This is a genomic window from Helicobacter trogontum, from assembly GCF_000765905.2.
In the GTDB taxonomy this organism is placed as follows: Bacteria; Campylobacterota; Campylobacteria; order Campylobacterales; family Helicobacteraceae; genus Helicobacter_A; species Helicobacter_A trogontum.
The window spans coordinates 1-18,200 of sequence record NZ_JRPL02000006.1; the positions used below are offsets into that span (position 1 = coordinate 1).

The 18,200-nt window shown below is 31.5% G+C and carries 15 protein-coding genes, 1 tRNA gene and 1 pseudogene; 2 read left to right on the forward strand and 15 right to left on the reverse strand.

The window, feature by feature from the left end:
• Positions 1-372: 372 nt before the first annotated feature.
• Positions 373-1,152: a TIGR02757 family protein gene (locus LS81_RS03755; protein ID WP_034344350.1), complete on the reverse strand. Its 780-nt coding sequence runs from the start codon at positions 1,150-1,152 to the stop codon at positions 373-375.
• A 102-nt stretch (positions 1,153-1,254) separates the two neighbouring features.
• On the opposite strand from LS81_RS03755, the gene LS81_RS03760 reads away from it, so the two are divergent.
• A tRNA-Asn gene (locus LS81_RS03760) sits at positions 1,255-1,329 on the forward strand.
• Between the two features lie 240 nt (positions 1,330-1,569).
• On the opposite strand, the gene rpmA is transcribed toward LS81_RS03760, so the two are convergent.
• From rpmA to trpF, 8 genes are all read right to left on the reverse strand, one after another.
• A complete protein-coding gene (gene rpmA, locus LS81_RS03765; RefSeq protein WP_034321086.1) occupies positions 1,570-1,830 on the reverse strand; it encodes a 50S ribosomal protein L27 in 261 nt (86 codons plus the stop codon).
• A 10-nt stretch (positions 1,831-1,840) separates the two neighbouring features.
• Positions 1,841-2,152 (reverse strand): 50S ribosomal protein L21, encoded by a 312-nt coding sequence (gene rplU, locus LS81_RS03770; protein WP_034321089.1) that lies wholly within the window; start codon positions 2,150-2,152, stop codon positions 1,841-1,843.
• A gap of 119 nt (positions 2,153-2,271) precedes the next feature.
• Entirely contained in the window at positions 2,272-3,282 is a 1,011-nt protein-coding gene (locus tag LS81_RS03775; protein WP_034344348.1) for a beta-ketoacyl-ACP synthase III, read from the reverse strand.
• A gap of 69 nt (positions 3,283-3,351) precedes the next feature.
• The gene (gene plsX, locus LS81_RS03780; RefSeq protein ID WP_034344346.1) at positions 3,352-4,362 is read right to left on the reverse strand and encodes a phosphate acyltransferase PlsX; all 1,011 of its coding nucleotides are present in this window, start codon (positions 4,360-4,362) and stop codon (positions 3,352-3,354) included.
• A gap of 6 nt (positions 4,363-4,368) precedes the next feature.
• Complete coding sequence (gene rpmF, locus LS81_RS03785) at positions 4,369-4,518, reverse strand: 50S ribosomal protein L32 (protein WP_034321097.1); 150 nt, start codon at positions 4,516-4,518, stop codon at positions 4,369-4,371.
• Positions 4,519-4,521: 3 nt separating this feature from the next.
• Positions 4,522-4,962: a hypothetical protein gene (locus tag LS81_RS03790; protein ID WP_419664276.1), complete on the reverse strand. Its 441-nt coding sequence runs from the start codon at positions 4,960-4,962 to the stop codon at positions 4,522-4,524.
• Positions 4,940-5,353, reverse strand: coding sequence for a nucleoside-diphosphate kinase (gene ndk / locus LS81_RS03795; RefSeq protein ID WP_034321100.1), 414 nt, complete (start codon positions 5,351-5,353; stop codon positions 4,940-4,942). The genes LS81_RS03790 and ndk overlap by 23 nt, the downstream gene beginning before the upstream one ends.
• A 226-nt stretch (positions 5,354-5,579) precedes the next feature.
• On the reverse strand, positions 5,580-7,271 hold the full coding sequence (gene trpF, locus LS81_RS03800) for a phosphoribosylanthranilate isomerase (protein ID WP_034344336.1): 1,692 nt from the start codon (positions 7,269-7,271) through the stop codon (positions 5,580-5,582).
• 252 nt (positions 7,272-7,523) lie between these two features.
• On the opposite strand from trpF, the gene LS81_RS03805 reads away from it, so the two are divergent.
• Positions 7,524-7,835, forward strand: coding sequence for a thioredoxin family protein (locus LS81_RS03805; protein ID WP_034321106.1), 312 nt, complete (start codon positions 7,524-7,526; stop codon positions 7,833-7,835).
• 264 nt (positions 7,836-8,099) lie between these two features.
• Here LS81_RS03805 and LS81_RS03810 read toward each other — a convergent pair whose 3' ends face one another.
• The 6 genes and pseudogenes from LS81_RS03810 to LS81_RS03835 all read right to left on the reverse strand — a co-directional run bounded on the left by LS81_RS03810 (position 8,100) and on the right by LS81_RS03835 (position 18,165).
• The gene (locus LS81_RS03810) at positions 8,100-11,030 is read right to left on the reverse strand and encodes a type I restriction endonuclease subunit R (protein WP_034344334.1); all 2,931 of its coding nucleotides are present in this window, start codon (positions 11,028-11,030) and stop codon (positions 8,100-8,102) included.
• A 116-nt stretch (positions 11,031-11,146) separates the two neighbouring features.
• Positions 11,147-11,845: a DUF3800 domain-containing protein gene (locus tag LS81_RS03815; protein ID WP_034344332.1), complete on the reverse strand. Its 699-nt coding sequence runs from the start codon at positions 11,843-11,845 to the stop codon at positions 11,147-11,149.
• Positions 11,846-12,015: 170 nt separating this feature from the next.
• A complete protein-coding gene (locus tag LS81_RS03820; RefSeq protein WP_034344330.1) occupies positions 12,016-13,959 on the reverse strand; it encodes a hypothetical protein in 1,944 nt (647 codons plus the stop codon).
• Positions 13,960-13,970: 11 nt separating this feature from the next.
• Positions 13,971-15,276, reverse strand: a pseudogene (locus LS81_RS12470) (restriction endonuclease subunit S).
• Positions 15,273-17,183, reverse strand: a complete 1,911-nt coding sequence (locus LS81_RS03830) for an N-6 DNA methylase (protein ID WP_052096398.1) — start codon at positions 17,181-17,183, stop codon at positions 15,273-15,275. The pseudogene LS81_RS12470 and the gene LS81_RS03830 overlap by 4 nt, the downstream one beginning before the upstream one ends.
• Before the next feature lie 109 nt (positions 17,184-17,292).
• Positions 17,293-18,165: a DNA-processing protein DprA gene (locus tag LS81_RS03835; protein ID WP_034344326.1), complete on the reverse strand. Its 873-nt coding sequence runs from the start codon at positions 18,163-18,165 to the stop codon at positions 17,293-17,295.
• Between the last annotated feature and the right edge of the window lie 35 nt (positions 18,166-18,200).

The window sequence follows — 18,200 nt, forward strand, 5'->3', positions numbered from 1 at the left end:
GACAAAATTTACATTTAAAATCAAAGTCAAAAAATGCAGGATTCAAGCACACTTTGATTTTAAATGTAAAATGACTTTGATTTTAAATGCGGTTATACAAATATAAAACTAGCATATCTATGTCTATAAAGTCTTATACGTGCATTTTGTATAAAATTGCTAAAAAATTTGTAAATGTTTTTGCTTAAATATAAACTCTACACGTCAATAACACATAATTTTATATGATCTTTGAGTAGTCGCTGTATATAATGGTGCAAGATAAGATTAGCTAAAGATTTAGATATATGTAATAATTATGGAATCTGAAACCTACAAGATAAGTATTTGCGTGACTTGAGCATGCTAGAAGTTTAACTTACTTGGTAATCCTTATAAAATATTTAAACCTAGCTGTCCTATACGATAAAGTGCGAAATCATATTTTATAGGATCTTTGGGATCAAAAGACTTGAGCGTATGGGTGATTTCTTTCACTGCCTTTAAACTATAAGTTTTAGTCTTGCATAGTCCAAGTTGTTTTGAGATTCTAAAAGTATGAGTATCAAGAGGCAAAAGCAAATGTGATGTATCAATCTCATTCCATAACCCAAAATCAAGGTTATCTTTACGTATCATCCAACGCAGAAACATATTGTAGCGTTTGCGTGGTGATTGCATGTTGCAGGGGTTGCCAAATAGAAATTGTAGACCATACCCTTGAATCCCATATGCTTTCATGTAATCTTTTGCCAACCTTTCGATATGATGAATGGAAGATAGGATATCAAAATTTTTTACATAAGATTCTAGAAATATTGATTTGATACCACCCTTTTTAATAAAATCAGCGACAATAAGAAAGCAATTTTTGGTATCCTCTCGCGTTTGGAATCTGTAATATGGAAATAATTCTAATGGTATATCTTTTATGCAGTCTATATCAATCAGGTAAGAAAATGGCATAGTAGAGAGGTTTTTCACAATCATTTGCGCGTTACCATAAGCATATAATGCACAAAGCAAACATAGCTCATCAAAATACATAAAATCTCTATGTTTATGAGCGATTTGCAGGGGATCTGGGTGCGAATGCAGGTTGGCTTGTGTATTAAAAAGAGCATATTGCGTGTCTAAAATCTGCTTTAGTTCGTATCTCTTATTGGTTTTCACTATATTCTCTGATATGATATATTCTGAATTTATAAAATTTTACCATAAAGTCTTGACTATTAATGATTTTTTATATATAATTGTGTCTTCAATTCGTTTTATTCCGGATTAGCTCAGCGGTAGAGTAGGTGGCTGTTAACCACTTGGTCGCAGGTTCGAATCCTGCATCCGGAGCCATTTTTATACACAATATTCTTACGATCTATTTACTATTTATAATATCACACAGATTTTATTTTTTGAATACGGCTACTATAAATTTTAATCATAATAAAAAAGCGAAATGTGTCTATAAAGTACACGTTAATACCATAAAGACGATAATAAAATTCTATGAAATGTAATTCTGATGATAATGATTTAGCAGAAAGGCAGTATTGTAATAATACTGCGACAGATTAATATCTAGCTACACTATTAGCTATTAGATGGAATTACAGAAACCTTTTTTCTGTATTTATCTTTTTGTTGAAAACTCACAATGCCATCAATAAGTGCATAAAGAGTATGATCTTTACCCATTCCGACATTACTACCAGCATGCACCTTTGTGCCCCTTTGTCGCACTATGATGTTTCCTGCTCTCACAAATTGAGAACCAAACTTTTTAACACCTAACCTTCTTCCTGCAGAATCTCTATTGTTCTGCGTACTACCTTGACCTTTCTTGTGTGCCATTTAACAATCCTTATTTACTAATATTGATTACTTTTACGCGTGTAAAGTCTCTTCTAAAGCCTCGCTTTGTTTTGCTGTCTTTACGCCTTCTTTTCTTAAAGGTAATAACTTTTTTGCCTCTACCTTCATTTATAACCTCTAACTCCACCTTTGCATTTGCAACAAATGGATTCCCTACGACTAAGTCCTCTCCTTCGACAATGGCAAGGACTTCACTGATTTCTAGCTTTGACTTTGGCTCAAGGCTTAATTTATCAAGTAAAAGTATATCTCCTACTTGTGCCTTGTATTGCTTGCCTCCGTTCTTAAATATAACTTGCATAGCTATCCTTTAAAAAATATAAAATCGCTATTATACTATTGTTTTCTAATTTTTATCTTAAAATATTGTAAAAGTGATATAATAATGAAAAATTTCTACCAAAAAAATCTTTAAAAGATCTATGCAAAATCAGCATATATTAATGCGCTTCCCCATGTGAAACCGGAGCCAAATGCATCAAGCAATAATAAATCTCTATGTTTAAACTTCCCGCTTGTGTAGGCATCATCAAGTGCCATAGGAATACTTGCTGCCGAAGTGTTGCCATATTTTTGCACCGTGAGAATAATCTTCTCTTCAGGTAGGTTTAGTGTATTTGCAACCGATTGTATAATGCGTAAATTTGCTTGATGTGGTACAAAATAGTCTAAATCTAGTGCACTCATATTATTGTGTGCTAAAATATCTTGAGCATCTTTTGCAATTGTCCTTACTGCGATTTTAAATACTTCATTGCCTTTCATTTTTAGGACTTGATTTGTATTGTTCCCATCATCTATATTAAACATGCTTAGAGCTTCGTTTTGTGTGAAACTATTGAATTTTTTTGGAGTGCAAAGCAGGTGTGAAAATTGTCCATCAGAGGAAATATGAATATCTTTAATGCCTACTTGCTCTCCTCTCCCAACAATACAAGCCCCAGCTCCATCACCAAATAAAACGCAAGTTGTTCTATCGGTAAAATCAAGCACAGCACTTGTCTTTTCTGCACCTATCACGAGGATATTTTTATACATTCCGCTCTCAATGTATCCTTTCGCAATAGACAAAGCATACACAAAACCTGTGCAAGCTGCAGTTATATCAAATGCAGGGACATCAGCGATGCCAAGCTTTGTCGCAATGATGCAGGCTGTAGAAGGCATGGCAAAAAAGTCGGGATTAATGGTCGCGCAAAGAATTAAATCAATATCTTTTATAGTAAGATTTGCTCTTGCAATAGCAGTTTTAGCAGCCTCTACGCCTAGATCGCTACTCATTTGTTCCTTGTTTGCAAAATAGCGTGTTTTTATTCCAGTCCGTTGTGTAATCCACTCATCACTGGTATCTAAAAATTGGGCAAAAAAATCATTTGGGATACAATTGTCTGGGACATAAGAGGCAATAGACTTTATAGAGGCATAGAACATATCTTTTCCTTAAAACATATTGAAACGCCTACAACATAACAGCCATTACATATAGCTCTCATGTTATATTCACTTGATTGTTGCAATTGATTGAAATGCTTCTGTAATTTTATCACATATTTTTGAATCACATGCTTCAATAGCTTGATAAATTGCACATTCCATAGCTCTAGCATTACTCTTGCCATGACTAATAATCACAGGCTTCTTAATACCAAGCAATGGTGCACCACCATACTCTGCGTAATCAACCTTTTTTTTCAATGCTTTGAAAGCTGTTTTTGCAAGAAGATAGCCTAAGGAACTTATAATAGACTTTTTAATCTCAGCTTTCAATATCGTGCTTATAGAGCTTGCAACGCCCTCACTTGCCTTCAATACAAGATTCCCCATGAAGCCATCACATACGATAACATCAACAGAACCATTAAATATATCAGATCCCTCGACATTGCCTTTGAAAAAATCATATTCACTCAATAGCTTAAAGGTTTGCTTTGTTAAATCATTGCCTTTAGAATCTTCTTCGCCATTTGATAAAAGTCCAACACGAGGTAACTCATAGTGTAAAACATGCTTTGCATAATGAAACCCCATTAATGCAAAATCTACCAAGTATTCAGGTTTGCAATCTGTGTTTGCACCTGCATCAAGTATGATGCTACATCGATTGGTTATTGTTGGCATACATGTGCATATAGCAGGGCGAGATACACCTTTTATTCTTCCAATTTGTAGCGTTGCTAAACTCATCGTAGCACCGCTATGTCCCGCACTAACGCATGCACTAGCATCACCGCTTTTTACAAGTCCAATGGCGTGGTATATAGAAGTGGTTGTGCGTTTATTTGCATCGCTTGCTTTCTCTTCCATACGCACATAGTCATCGGCATGTAATAACTCAATACGTTGCAATATGTCACTTGAAAGTCTCTTAGAATCTAGGGAAGACTTGAGTAATGCAGTATCCCCAACTAAGTATGCTTTGAAGTTTTTATTTTGCAATGCTCGCAATAAGCCACATACAACAGGCTCAACACCATTGTCAGCACCCATCGCATCTAATGCAATCTGTAACATAGTGCGTTAATTATAAGACTGCGTAAATTTATTGATATGATGCGGCAATTTCCAACTACCATCTTTATCTTTTACTGGTGTTGCTAACTTTACTTTATAGTGCGTTCTTCTCTTTGCCGCTCTTGTTTTACTTACTCTTCGCTTAGGAACAGCCATGACTTACTCCTTAATATTATAATCTAGTCGTATAGATTCTAATTCGCTTGTTAAAACAAAATCAAAATCTATGAAACCATCAAAAAACTCAATTACATCAAGTGAATTAATAGCCTTTGATTGGCTTTGTGATTCCCAGATCCCATCTGAGAAATACAAAACCAATGATTCATCAATTTTAGCATCAAATTCATTGCCACTTAATGAGCAAATAAGCTCTAAATTACCTTTAATACTACCGCGAAATATTACAAGTTTAGAATCTTGTCGCATAATCTCACCTTGCAATTCTATATATTCATTCTCAAGCATAATCTCACTTTGCTTGTTATCATATATTAAATGAATTTGCTTTGGCTTTTCTGTGATTTTTCTAAACTCAATTCGCACAAAACCACCTATTGTAATATTAGGACAAACCTTATAGTATTTTGCTCTTTGCAAAGAAAAAGGCTATTTCAATAGCAGCATTTTCTTTAGAATCGCTCCCATGTACAGCGTTTGCATCAATGCTATCTGCAAAGTCAGCACGTATAGTTCCAGGTGCAGCCTCTTTTGGATTTGTAGCACCCATAAGCTCTCTGTTCTTTGCAACTGCATTATCCCCCTCTAATACCATAACAACCACGGGACCACTTATCATAAACTCTACAAGATCTTTATAGAAAGGGCGTTCTTTATGAACCGCATAGAACTCTTTTGCTTCACACTCGCTTAATTGCACCTTTTTTGCCGCTGCAATACGCAAACCATTTTCTTCAAATCTTGTAATAATTTTACCAATAACGTTCTTTTTCACCGCATCTGGCTTGATAATAGATAGTGTTTGTTCCATAGCTTTCCTTTTTATTCACAAATTGCATTCCAATAAAGACCAATCCAAAACAATTAATCATCAAAGGCTAAAATTTAAGAGTATGTATTCTACACTAAAAAATGTTAAAAATCAAGATATGTTTGTCATACATTTGCCGCACTTGTAAAAAACATCATGCTATTTTATTGTTCAACAACAAGTGCGTAAATGCACAATAGATACTTAAAGTGTAATTTAATAAAATCTAAAACAAATTATCTAGCAAAGTAAAAAATTCTTTTAGTGCAGAAATATTTTTTTTACCACGACTACTTTCAAAACCAGAACATATATCAATTAACATGGGTTGCAATGTGAGTATATTTTGCAAGTTTTTTGTGGATATTCCCCCTGCTAACCATAAGTTTCCCTGTAAAACTTTATGTTTTGTTATAAACTCTTGTATAGCAGCAATATCCACATCGCATCCACCACCAGCACTACTATCCCATAGAGCAAAATGTGTTTGCAATCCTTGCTCTACATGTAGTAATTCCTTATAATTGACAGATGGATAAAAAGGTAAAAATTTTGTATTAAGTTTAGCATAAAGCGTATGTAAAGGGTATGGGCCATAAAATGAATGTGTATCTTTTGCAATAGCACTTTCAATACAAAATGATGTAGGCACATCATGAAATTGTAAGCAGTCAATAAGCCCTTGCTCTAAATATTTTATGCCAATCTCGATACACTCATTTGTAACTACACCAACTCGCAAAGGCATAGAATCTGCGTGTGCATGATATATCTTTTGTGCTTCTTGTAAAAATGTCATATCTACGTAACGCACACTCCTTGATGTTAGGATAAAGCCCAATAAGTCTGCGTATTTTAAACTTTCTTGCAAGAAAGCTATATCATTGATACCACATACTTTAACAAGTGGTTTATAGCCTTGCTTTTTTGTTGAGCTATTTTTTGCATAGAATCTTTGTAGTAATGTGGCAATGATTGTTTTATTCATGCCGATATTAAAAGCTTCTTTTAGCCCATGTATGATATTATTTTGAGATATCACTGCATTACTAGAGTCTTGATCTTTCAGCATAGTTTGATGGGTTGAGGATTCTGTAGTATAGTTATTAGAATCTAGATGTTTATTAGTTTTTGGATATACATATTCTTTATCTAATTGTTCTACCAAAAAGCTACCACATAAAATCCCTTGAAAGCCACTACTACCAGCCATAAAGCTATCGTATTCTGATTGTATGCCAGATTCAAAAATAACAGGGATATGTTTTGGTATGTGGGCACGTAATTTCATGGCTTCCATTTTATTGATTTGAAAGGTTTTAAGATTTCGCGTATTAATGCCAACAATAGCCCTCTGAAGATTTAGTTTTTTGATAAGATTCCATTCATGAAGTGTGTGAATTTCGATTAGCGGTGTGAGATTGTAAGCTAAGAGTTCCTTATATATAATATCAAAAGATTCCATATCATCAACAAAAAGTGCCACAATGAGTAAAACCATATCAGCACCAAAAAGATAACTCACTCTTGCTTCATCTTTATGTAAAATAAAATCTTTACGCAAGATACAAGCATGTGGAAACGCGGTTTTAATCGCATGTAAATCTTTTAAGCTTCCTTGAAAGTAATCTTCCTCGCAAAGCACAGAGATCGCATTTGCACCCTGTTTTATATATAATTGTGCAAGTTTTGTTGGTTCTGTAATTGTGCTTATATGTCCTTTTGTTGGACTTTTCCGCTTTACTTCTGCAATGATAAATGGAGTGGTTTTATCTTTGAGTAATGTGGGTGAGATAAGTGGTAAGGTCCTGTTATGGGGTAAGTCATAACCTAGCGATACACCTTTTTCTTGCATTTTTCTTTTTTTTGTTTCGCATATTTGAGTGAGAATCTCAATGCCATTAAATTGTTGTTGCATATGATCCCTTGCATTTTTGGAGTTTATAGAAATCTTAAACATTTCCATACATAAGTTTATGTGAAATAAAATTTTACACAAACTTAGTCTGTAAATGTAATTAATAGTGTATATTTTATTCGCACAAAGAATAATTCAAAGTATTTTGTTATAATCTTGACGTATAGCCTATGTTATCACATTTTGTGTAATCATTCTGTGATCATATAGTCTATATGTTTTATGTTTAATTTATAGTTTAAGGAGCGATGAATGCAAGAGCTAAATCACAGTAATTTTTCAAGTATGACAAGTGAGGGTATAGTAATAGTTAATGTTGGAGCTAGTTGGTGTCCAGATTGTAGGCGGATTGAGCCAATCATGACAGCGTTAGAAAAAGAATATAAGGATAGAATTCATTTTTTTAAAGTTAATTTTGATACAGAAGAACAATTAAAAGATTCACTGCAAATTAGACGAATCCCAACACTTATTTTCTATAAAAATGGCAAAGAAGTTGCTGAGCGTCTAGTTGAGCCAAGCAGTCAAGCAGAAATTGAAACAATCATTCAGCAAGTTTTATAACACAAAATATTTTTAAACCCTCGCACAAACAAATCCCAAATATACACTATGTGTATTTGGATGGGATATAAAGAGAGTCATATTGTGTGACAGATGTTATGTTTAGCATGTTGTTATTTCAATAATTTAACATTTTTACAAGAAACATTTACCATAAATTCAATACAAAGTTAGAATAAAAGAGCTTTAATCTTATTTTTATTGTCTTGTTTTTAGTGTGGCAATATACAGCTGACATATACATCACAATCGCTTAACTATTGTTTAAAAACAATTGATTTCATCTAGCACAATGTTAAACATTTTTTGTGTAATCATTTGTTTAAATCGAGCATCATCACTAAATTGCTTATAAAGTAAAAAGTTTGTATCTATAATTTCTTGCATCTTATCTTGCAATAATCTTTCAAATTCTATTTTTAAATTTTGCTTATCAGAATTCCTAGAATAATCGATAAAATCATTATCTTTTACAATATCATCTTTAATATTCTGCAATGTTTCTGCTATCTTATCACTTTCTCCCCATTCTATATTTCCATATTTCTCATTAAACTCTTTGATAATATTGGAGAGTTCTTGCAACTCTGCTTCTTGAATCTTGCTAGAACCATCTGCATTTGAAGGCAGCAGTTCTCCTTGTCCTTCCAAAATTATATTTTCACTTTTCACAAGCTGCACACGATAACTATCAAAACTTACATTATCCAAAATTCCCTTTGCCAAATCCTCTGATCTTGGTGGATTTATTTTGGCTATAAGCTTTTTAAGCAAAATGTAGTGTTTTTCCAGCTCAATATCTTCATAGGGTAAAATTTGAGCCAAGAATGCATAATCTTTTAAATAAGTTTTTGTCTTACTATAAAACTCCATCTTTTTATCATCACTTTTTTGATTAAACCGATCTGCCATTCTATCAAGCTGACTATGAATAATATTTTCTTTTTCTTGCCTTAGAATAGATTCTACAAATTTGTCAATTTCATCTTGTGTATAAACTTCATATTCCAAAAGATTGCTTTTAAGCTCATAAATTCTTTCAATATTACTCTCTTGAGCCAAATAAGTTTGCTCATAAAATGTGCTAAAAGATTGTGCAATTTCTTCATGCGTATTGACAAAATCTAGCACACAAGTATCCTCCTTATTTGCACACACTCTATTTAATCGTGATAGCGTTTGCACCGCACTTACACCACTTAGAGCCTTATCTACATACATCGTATGCAATAATGGCTCATCAAATCCAGTTTGATATTTCTCCGCTACGATCAAAAACTTATATTTATCTTTTTTAAACTCATCTTTTAACATATTCTCACTAAATCCATTAAGAACACTTTCACTATAAATTTCATTATTGATATTCAACTCACCTGAAAATGCAACAATTGCCTTAAATTGCGGATAGTGGTTTTTTAAATATTGTTTAAAAGAAAAATAATAATTAAGTGCATTTTCTCTACTCTTAGTTACTACCATAGCCTTTGCCTTTGCCCCTATTTTTTTGTAGCTATGGGCAAAAAAATACTCAATCATTATTTCAACTTTTTTATCAATAGAATCTCTATGGTTTTCTACATAGGCTTTTAGCTTTTTATTGGCTTTCTTTTTGTCATAAAGTGGATTATCTTCAATGGAAGAAAGAATCTTATAATAACTCTTATAAGTTGTGTAGCCTTTCAATACATCAAGAATGAATCCCTCTTCTATCGCTTGTTTCATAGAATAGAGATGAAAAGGAATAAATTTCTTTTCCCCATCAATCTCACAAGGCATTCCAAACATTTCTAGCGTTTTTGGCTTAGGTGTAGCAGTAAAGGCAAAATAAGAGGCATTCTTTTGTAATTTTTTATTTTTTATAATCTCTGTTATCTCATCTTCTGGATTTTTTTCATTTTCATCATTGCTTCTATCTCTAATAGCCTCTCCCATTTTTTGCGCGCTTATACCACTTTGGCTAGAATGCGCTTCATCAATAATAATTGCAAAATGTTTTGCTTTTAGAGTTGCAATCTCGTCCAAAATATAGGGAAACTTTTGAATGGTTGTGATAATAATCTTCTTACCTTCTTCTAAGGCTTCTCTTAGCTGTCGGCTTCCATGCGTAATAGCTTCTACCACTCCGCTAACATTCTCAAAACTTTTAACATTGTCTCTAATCTGAGAATCCAATACTTTTCTATCTGTCACAACAATAATGCTATCAAAGATAGGTTTTGAATCCCTATCATGCAAGCTTACAAGATTGTGCGCAAGCCATGAGATAGAATTACTCTTACCACTTCCTGCACTATGCTGTATCAAATAGCATTTTCCCACACCATTAATCCTTGCATCATTTAAGAGCTTTTCCACCACATCAAATTGGTGATAGCGTGGAAAAATAATTTTTTCCTGCTCTTTGTCTTTGAGTATTTTTACAAAATCAAAAATAAGTGTAATTAAGACATCTTTTTTAAATATTCTTTCCCAAAGATAAGCAGTTTTAACACCATCACTTGGTGGATTGCCTGCACCAGTTTTTACCCCTATCTCCCCGCTACCATTGTTTAGCCCACGATTAAAGGGAAAAAATCTTGTTTTTTCTTTTTGCAGTTTTGTAGTCATAAAAATCAAATCACAATCTAGCGCAAAATGCACAACACAATTTTGCAAAAATCTTTCTCTTGGATCTCTATCTTTTTTGTATTGCTCTATTGCATTATAGACATTTTGTCCGCTTAGTTGGTTTTTAAGCTCTATGCTTAAAAGTGGCACACCATTTAAAAAAATTACCATATCAATAGAATTTTGATTTTCCTCACTATAGTAAAGTTGGCGAATGATTGAAAGAGTATTTCTATTGTAATTTTCTACACTATTGCTATTTAGAGCGTTGCTTGGTTTTCTGTAGGCTAGGTTTAGCTTGATTCCGCACATTTCTATGCCATTTTGTAAAGACTTAACAATGCCTTGTTTTGTGATTTTAGAAGCAATGTGCTTTAAAATCTCATCTTTATAATCCTTTCCTAAACGCTTTTTAATCTCATCTAATTCTTTGCTTTGCGTGGATTGTAAAAAGTTTATAAACAATTCTTTATCAAGACATAGATTTTTATCATAGTTTTGGCTCACTCTTTTTATATATCCATTATTTTCTAGTAGATAAGATTCTATAAAGTTTTCTAAATCTTTTTCTTGGTAGTTAGGCATTGTTAGTTTCCTTGTTGTTGAAAATATAATCTATATATGCTACAATCACGCAAAGTTCCTAGCTATCAATAAGACTTCAAGGAAGGCTTCCCTTAGTGGATAGATAGCATAGGTCATCAATAATACTCCTTTTGTCTATCTTTAGTCATTACTTCTTCTTCCAAAATGTATTTTGATATTTGTTGATAAAAGCTATCATCATCTTTTTCATATTTTCTAAAAATAGCCCAATTAATATAATCTATAATTTGCAAATTGACACTAGATGCACTTGCATGATGAAAAACATCATATTTTGCATTAATGTTATTTGCTTTAAGATACTGCTTAATCCCACCTTTGATAGCACCAACTTGCTTATTTTTATTATTTTTTACTGCAAGGTTGTCGGTAATGATAATAAAATTCTGCTTGATTTTAATTTTTTCTAAAAGTCTTGTGATTGCAAATTTAAGATTTTCAGAATAAAATGTAGCACTATCTTGCGTTTTTTCTGGAAAGACTTTTGGCTTTTCTAAAATATAGGAGTAAATCTTAATATCTTCTTTTTCAAAACTTGAAATCAATTCAAAAAGCTGTTTTTTAATATGCTTGTTATCTTCACAGGCATGAAATCTTTCAATATCTAATCTCTTTTCATTTTTTGGTAATGTTAGGTTTCGCTCTAGTAAATCATATCGATAATTCGCAATAGTCTCATGTAGCCTAAAAGGACGCTTTTTAACCAAAAAGCCAAACATATAATGTTTAGAGCCTTTTTGGCTGAAATCCATATCGCCAGACTCATCTACAAAAATATATAAGACCCTACTCATTATGCTATATCCTATTCAACGCTTATCTATCATCAATTTTCTTTATTAGACTAATTTTACCACATGCAACTTGATTTAACATTTTTTATAAGTTTTATTTGCTCTTTTTATAACCATTATTTTCTAATAGATAAGATTCTATAAAACTTTCTAAATCTTTTTCTTGGTAGTTAGTCATTGCTGGTTTCCTTTGTGTCTTCTTTTAAATTTTTTATTTCTTCTTTCAGTTGTTCTAAATTATCTTGATATTCTTTTATTTTATTTGTAAAGAATATTTTATTGCCTATTATATTACTTAAGAAAAGGAAAATAGCATTTGTAATAAGATTCCATACAGGCTTTAAAACTTCATATTTTTCAATATAATAACCACATATACATAGAAGTATAAAAAATACACAAATCATAAAAATGCGTATTTTCTTTGTCTTTTCTAGATTTTTTTCATTTCTTTTAAGTTCCTGTTGCTTATATTCTAGTTTCTCATATTTATAGTTTTTAATCTCATCATCCTTGTTTTTATTATTTTGTTTTAATTTTTCGTTTTCTTTTTGTAATTTACTTTTGTCTCGGTTTACCCCATTAACTTCATTGGTTAAATGTTCTATTTTATTTTCCATTGTATTTATTTTTTCTTCTTTAATATTATGTTGTTGGATAAAATAATCTAAATCTACGCCACTCATATTAGAAATAGACACTATATTATTTTCATCAATATCTTCAGGCTTGATATCTAATAATCGAATTTCAGCTAAAATTTTTTTAGCTCGTTCTTCGCTCATACCTTCTTTTATTTTCTTATCAAGTTGATTATATAAATCAATATTGTGATTGTGTAAATTAAGCGCTATAGATATTCTAGCTCTTACTTCAGGTTTAAAAATTAATAGTTTATTATTGCTTTTAGAAAATTTTCCAAGTCTTAACCATAAAATATTAGTTAGATACATTACTTGTATTGCAATAGGGATTTTGCTCTTGAGGGTAGTTTTTATGTATTTTGAAATATTTATATATCCATTTTCATCAGTTAAAAACAAATATTTAGAATTTTCTATGGTTGCTTCATTATTTTTTCTCAAAATATTTAGTTTATTTAAAAATTCTATTTTTTCATCATCAATTTCAGGTAACTTTTCTTTTATATTACTTGACGCAATATTGTATTGTTGATTTTTTTCTAAATTAAAATCTACCTCATCAATTTCTTTTTTTAATATAGCGTTTTCTTTAAGTTTATCAAATAATCTTATTTTTTCTTCTATAATTTTTAATGCATCATCGCCGCAACGATTTCTTATTGTTTTTGCTGCTTCTTTATCTTCAATATTTTTATTGTTTATTAAAGCATTGAAGAAATTTTCTATCCGTTGTTCTTCTCTTGAGGTGTAATATAGATAAATTACTTTTTTGCTTCTATTAATTTCTACAATTAAATCAAATAATTCATTTATTATTGAATTAAAAAATGTTCCATTGTATCCCATAAAATGAAAAATAATTTCCATATTTATATAAATTTTTAATTTTTCCCACCTTCTGTTATCAAATGTATCTTGATATCTTAATGCATTATATACAATAATACCATCGGATATAACACTTAATAAAGGATTGTTCATATTTTTAATAATAAATTTATTAATATCATTTTCATAATTATTAAGTGTATTTCCTAAAAAATAATTAACCAATTCTTTACTTAGCACCTCTTTTTCTTTATTATCTGATAGAATGCTAGAATCTAAAGATGCATGTAATTGATCGATTAGTGTTTTTTCTTCATGCATAACTTTTCTTAACTCATTTTTTATGTATTGTGTGTCACTGTTAGTATTGCAATTAGAAAACTTTTTAGTATTTGTATCGAATTGCAATTTTTTATTTTTTTTCATTACTTTTAATCTTTGTTCTACAACAGCCTTAGGTATATCAAATTCAAATTCATTTTTTAAACATTGATATATCTCAATACTAGTAAAATTATTTAGATTTTTATCACATATTATAAATACAATAAAAGAATCTAGTATCTCAAATAAATCTTTTCCTTGTTTTCGTAAAGAATCAAAAACTGCCAAAGCTGATAATATTTGATATTTTTCTTCCATTTTTTCTCCTTTTATAAATTAATCCTGCCGCATACGGCTTGGTTTATGAGTGTGGTTTTGTATTCTTTTATAAGTTTTATTTGTTTTTTGGTTTTTTCTATGATTTTATCCATCTTGGAGATTTTAGAATCTAAAAATTGTGCAATTTGCTCTTGCTCTTTTAGGGGTGGGATAAGGCATTGTGCTTCTTTTAAGATAGACTTTGTAATACTAAAAACCTTTACCCCACTAACTCCTTTTCTTATTTGATTTCTTGTAAATACAGAATCAAACAAAAATGAAAAATACAAAGAATTAATTTTATATTTTTTTGGTTTTAAAGTGATTGTGTGGTATCCTGCAAAAATTGGTGTATTAGATTGAATACTTGTAAAATTCCCAGAACCCTCTATATCTTCAGAAGTATCTGCAAAAACAAAATCTCCTTTTTGTAGAAGTGATTGTGGTTTATTTGCAAGATGTGTTTTGCTCACAAATGGTAATCTATGGATAGATAAATCAAGGCGACATGGGTATTTTAGAGTGAATCTCACCATAATTAACGCAAGGTATGCCACAGGGAATAAAATCCGCTTTAGTTATGTTCAATCCATTGCCAAGAAAAAAAAGCATTTTTAATTTTTTAATCTCCCAATGTTGTGGAATCTCTCCTAAATGCTCTATGCCACTATCTTTGAAAGTTACATTTTTATCAAGTCCTTTGGTAACGCATTCATTAATAAGGGATTGTTTTTTCTCATTTAGAAGAGTGATAAGCTTTTGCTTTTTCTCACAAAAAGTTTCTATTTGTTTGCATTTGGAATCTAAAAAATCAGCTATCCTTTTTTGCTCTTCTAGGGGTGGAAGTGGGATTTTGATATTTTGAAAATCTTCATATCTTAAGTTATTCATATCAGAACAAAGCCCATAAGAATATTTTTCATATTCACTAATCATATTTTTTGACTTTAATAAATAATAACTAAAGCTAATATCTATTTGCTTATTTGGAATAGCTACAACATAAGCAGGGCTCACGATACCTTTTTCAAGCATATTTATACCGATAGCACCTTGCCACATTCTCATTTTGTTATAAGTAATAGCACCAAAGGGGACTATTTTATAATTAGATTTATCATCATTAGAAATATCTTTTTTGTTTGTTATATCATTTTGATAAACCACACCATTTGCTATAGTTACAGATAACAATGGATAGTCATTGTTATTACATCTTGTGTTAAATTCGCCAAAACAACATCGAATAGGGACTATCTGCCAATCTTGTGGAATCTCCCCAAGCCATTCTATACCACTATCTTTAAAAACTCTCATTGCATAATCTCACTTAAGAGATCTTGCACTTCTTTTTCTAAGTCTTGTAACTCACTATTTATCTCTTCTAGCTTTCTTGGTGGTGTGTAGGTATAAAAGTATTTGTTAAAAAGGATTTCATAGCCTATACTTGCACTCTCCCAATCTATCCAAGAGTTTGGCACATAGGGTTTTACTTCTGTATCATAGTAGCTTTGTATATCTGTTTTTAGTGGGATTTTCTCCGTGTTGTTGGTTTTATCAGAATCTAGCAGGAGATTTTCTTCACTCTTTTTAAGTTTTACTCCAAGATAGGAGAAAAACTCTGCTCTGTCTTTAAAGTCTTTTGGGCTAGATTCTAACTCTTGTAGTTTTTGCAGGATTTTATCCTTGTCTTTTAGGGTATTAAATTTAGAATCTTCTTGTAGAGATTCTATAGTTTTTGGCTTTTCTATAAGGATTTTTGTGTAGCCAAAGTCTTCATTATCTAGCACTTTACAATCTTCATTTTCGCGAAAATCCAAAAATAAATTTGTGATTTTTTCTACATGCTCTTTTGTCATTTCATTTTGTTTAGAGCCTAAGGACTTTTTCATTTTGGAGAAATATTTGGCATTTGTAGCATTGATGAGTTGGACTTTACCTCTTTTATGCTCTGGTTTGTTGTTTGTGATAATCCATATAAAAGTAGGAATACCTGTGTTATAAAACATATTGGTAGGAAGTGCGACTATGGATTCTAAATAGTCATTTTCTATGATGTGTTTTCTAATGGCTACCATTCCGCCATCAGAGTTAAAAAGTGAGCTTCCATTATGCACACTTGCTATGCGTGATCCAAGAGGTGATATATCTAGCGTTTTCATCTTGCTTAGCATATTTAATAAAAACATCATTTGCCCATCACTTTTGCTTGTAATACCTACTTGGAATCTTAAATCTTTGCAATTCTTTTTGCTATCTATTCCTAACTCTTTTTGATCTTTTTCCCAAGATTTTCCATAAGGGGGATTTGTAAGCATAAAATCAAATTTGAAATCTCCTAATTTGTCATCACTTAGCGTTGATCCATATTTAATATTGTCTGGATCTTCACCCTTGATTAGCATATCTGCTTTGCATATGGCATAGGTTTCTGGGTTTATCTCTTGTCCATATAGATAGATGCTTGCTTGTGATTGAATAAGCCCTTGTGGGTCTGTGATAAAATCTTTAGATTCTGTTAGCATACCTCCGCTTCCACAGGCATTATCATAGATGAGAAAAGCACCTTTTTGGATTTTATCCTTTATGGGCAAAAAGACTAGATGAGTCATAAGCTCGATAATCTCTCTTGGGGTGAAGTGCTCTCCTGCTTCTTCATTATTTTCTTCGTTGAATTTTCTTATAAGCTCTTCAAAAACATATCCCATACCAAGATTGCTCAAACCCTTATGAAGCACATTGCCTTTATCATCTAAGATAGGATTAATGGAGAGATTTATCTTAGGAGAGCAGAACCGCTCAATCACGCCATAAAGTATATTTGCTTCATCAAGCGTATCAAGTTGATTTTTGAATTTGAATTTTGTGATAATATCTTTTATATTTTCACTAAAGCCATCAAGGTAATTTTCAAAGTTGATTCTAATATTTTTAGGATCGTTTAGAAGTGTCTGCAAGGTGAAGTTTGAATGATTGTGAAAACCTAAATTACTCCCCATTTTTCCACCTAGTATATTGTCTAGATTGTCTATTTTATCTTTATAGGAATTATAGGTTTTTAACACTTGATCTTTTGTAGGCTCTAAGATCACATCTATACGCCTTAAAATAGTCATAGGTAAAATTACATCACGATACTTACCTTTAACATACACATCACGAAGCAAATCATCTGCTACGCTCCAAATAAAATTTACAATAGGTTGAAACTCTTGTGCTTTCATGTATACCCTCATATTTTTTGAAATAATACCATATAGTTGATAGTTGCTACTATTGTCTAGTTCTGTAGGTTATGAGATTCAAAGAAATTTATTATATTCATATATCACATTAGCAAGGTACAATGTATAAACCATTGCGTTTAATCTTTCCTTCTAATTCATATGTAAAGACAGAATCTCCAAATAATCTAATAGCATCTTCAAATAATCCATTTGCATGTGCAAACTCCAAGATTGGATCTTTTAGTGTTTGCTCGTGTGTTATATTATAAATTTCACACATATTCTTCACAAAAGATTCTATATCATAAATACATTGTGCTTTTTGTGTTTGTAATAACTCCTGTGTACCACGACTTTCATGCAGTCGATGAGGTAATACAAAAAGAGGTTTTTGCAGTGTTATAGCTAGGTTTGCTGATGAGCTTGAGCCGCTTTTTATATCCGCTTGAGGTATAATTATGACATCACTCCATGCAATTATTAGACGATTTCTTTCTAAGAATGTATGTTTCATAGGTTTATGCGAGTCGCTATATTCGCTTAAGACTAGTGCCTTTTGTTTTAATGTATTGATTAAATGATGGTTTTCTTTAGGGTAGGTTGTATCAATCCCACATGGTAAGATCAAAATAGCATTATTATTTGCATTTACATGTGCGATGGAGTCAATGCCAATAGCTCCACCACTTACAATTACAAAGCCTTTTTGTGAAAGCATGTTAGCTAGTTGTGCGGTTATTTGCTTTGTATATTGATTTGGTGTTCGTGTGCCTATGATGGCTACTTTTGGCTTTTTAAGCAATGATAGATTGCCACAGGCAAAGATTCCATGAAACATTTTATATACATGCTTACTTTTAAGATTGCTCTCTTTAGCTTTATGTATTAATTCATCAAGCAAAGTGATTTTGTCTGCTGAAAGGTATTGTGCGAGAATATGAGGTTCTAGAAATTCACTTTGAGGGAGTGTTGCTTGCATAATTATGTCCTTGGTGGAGATATTGCAATCATAGC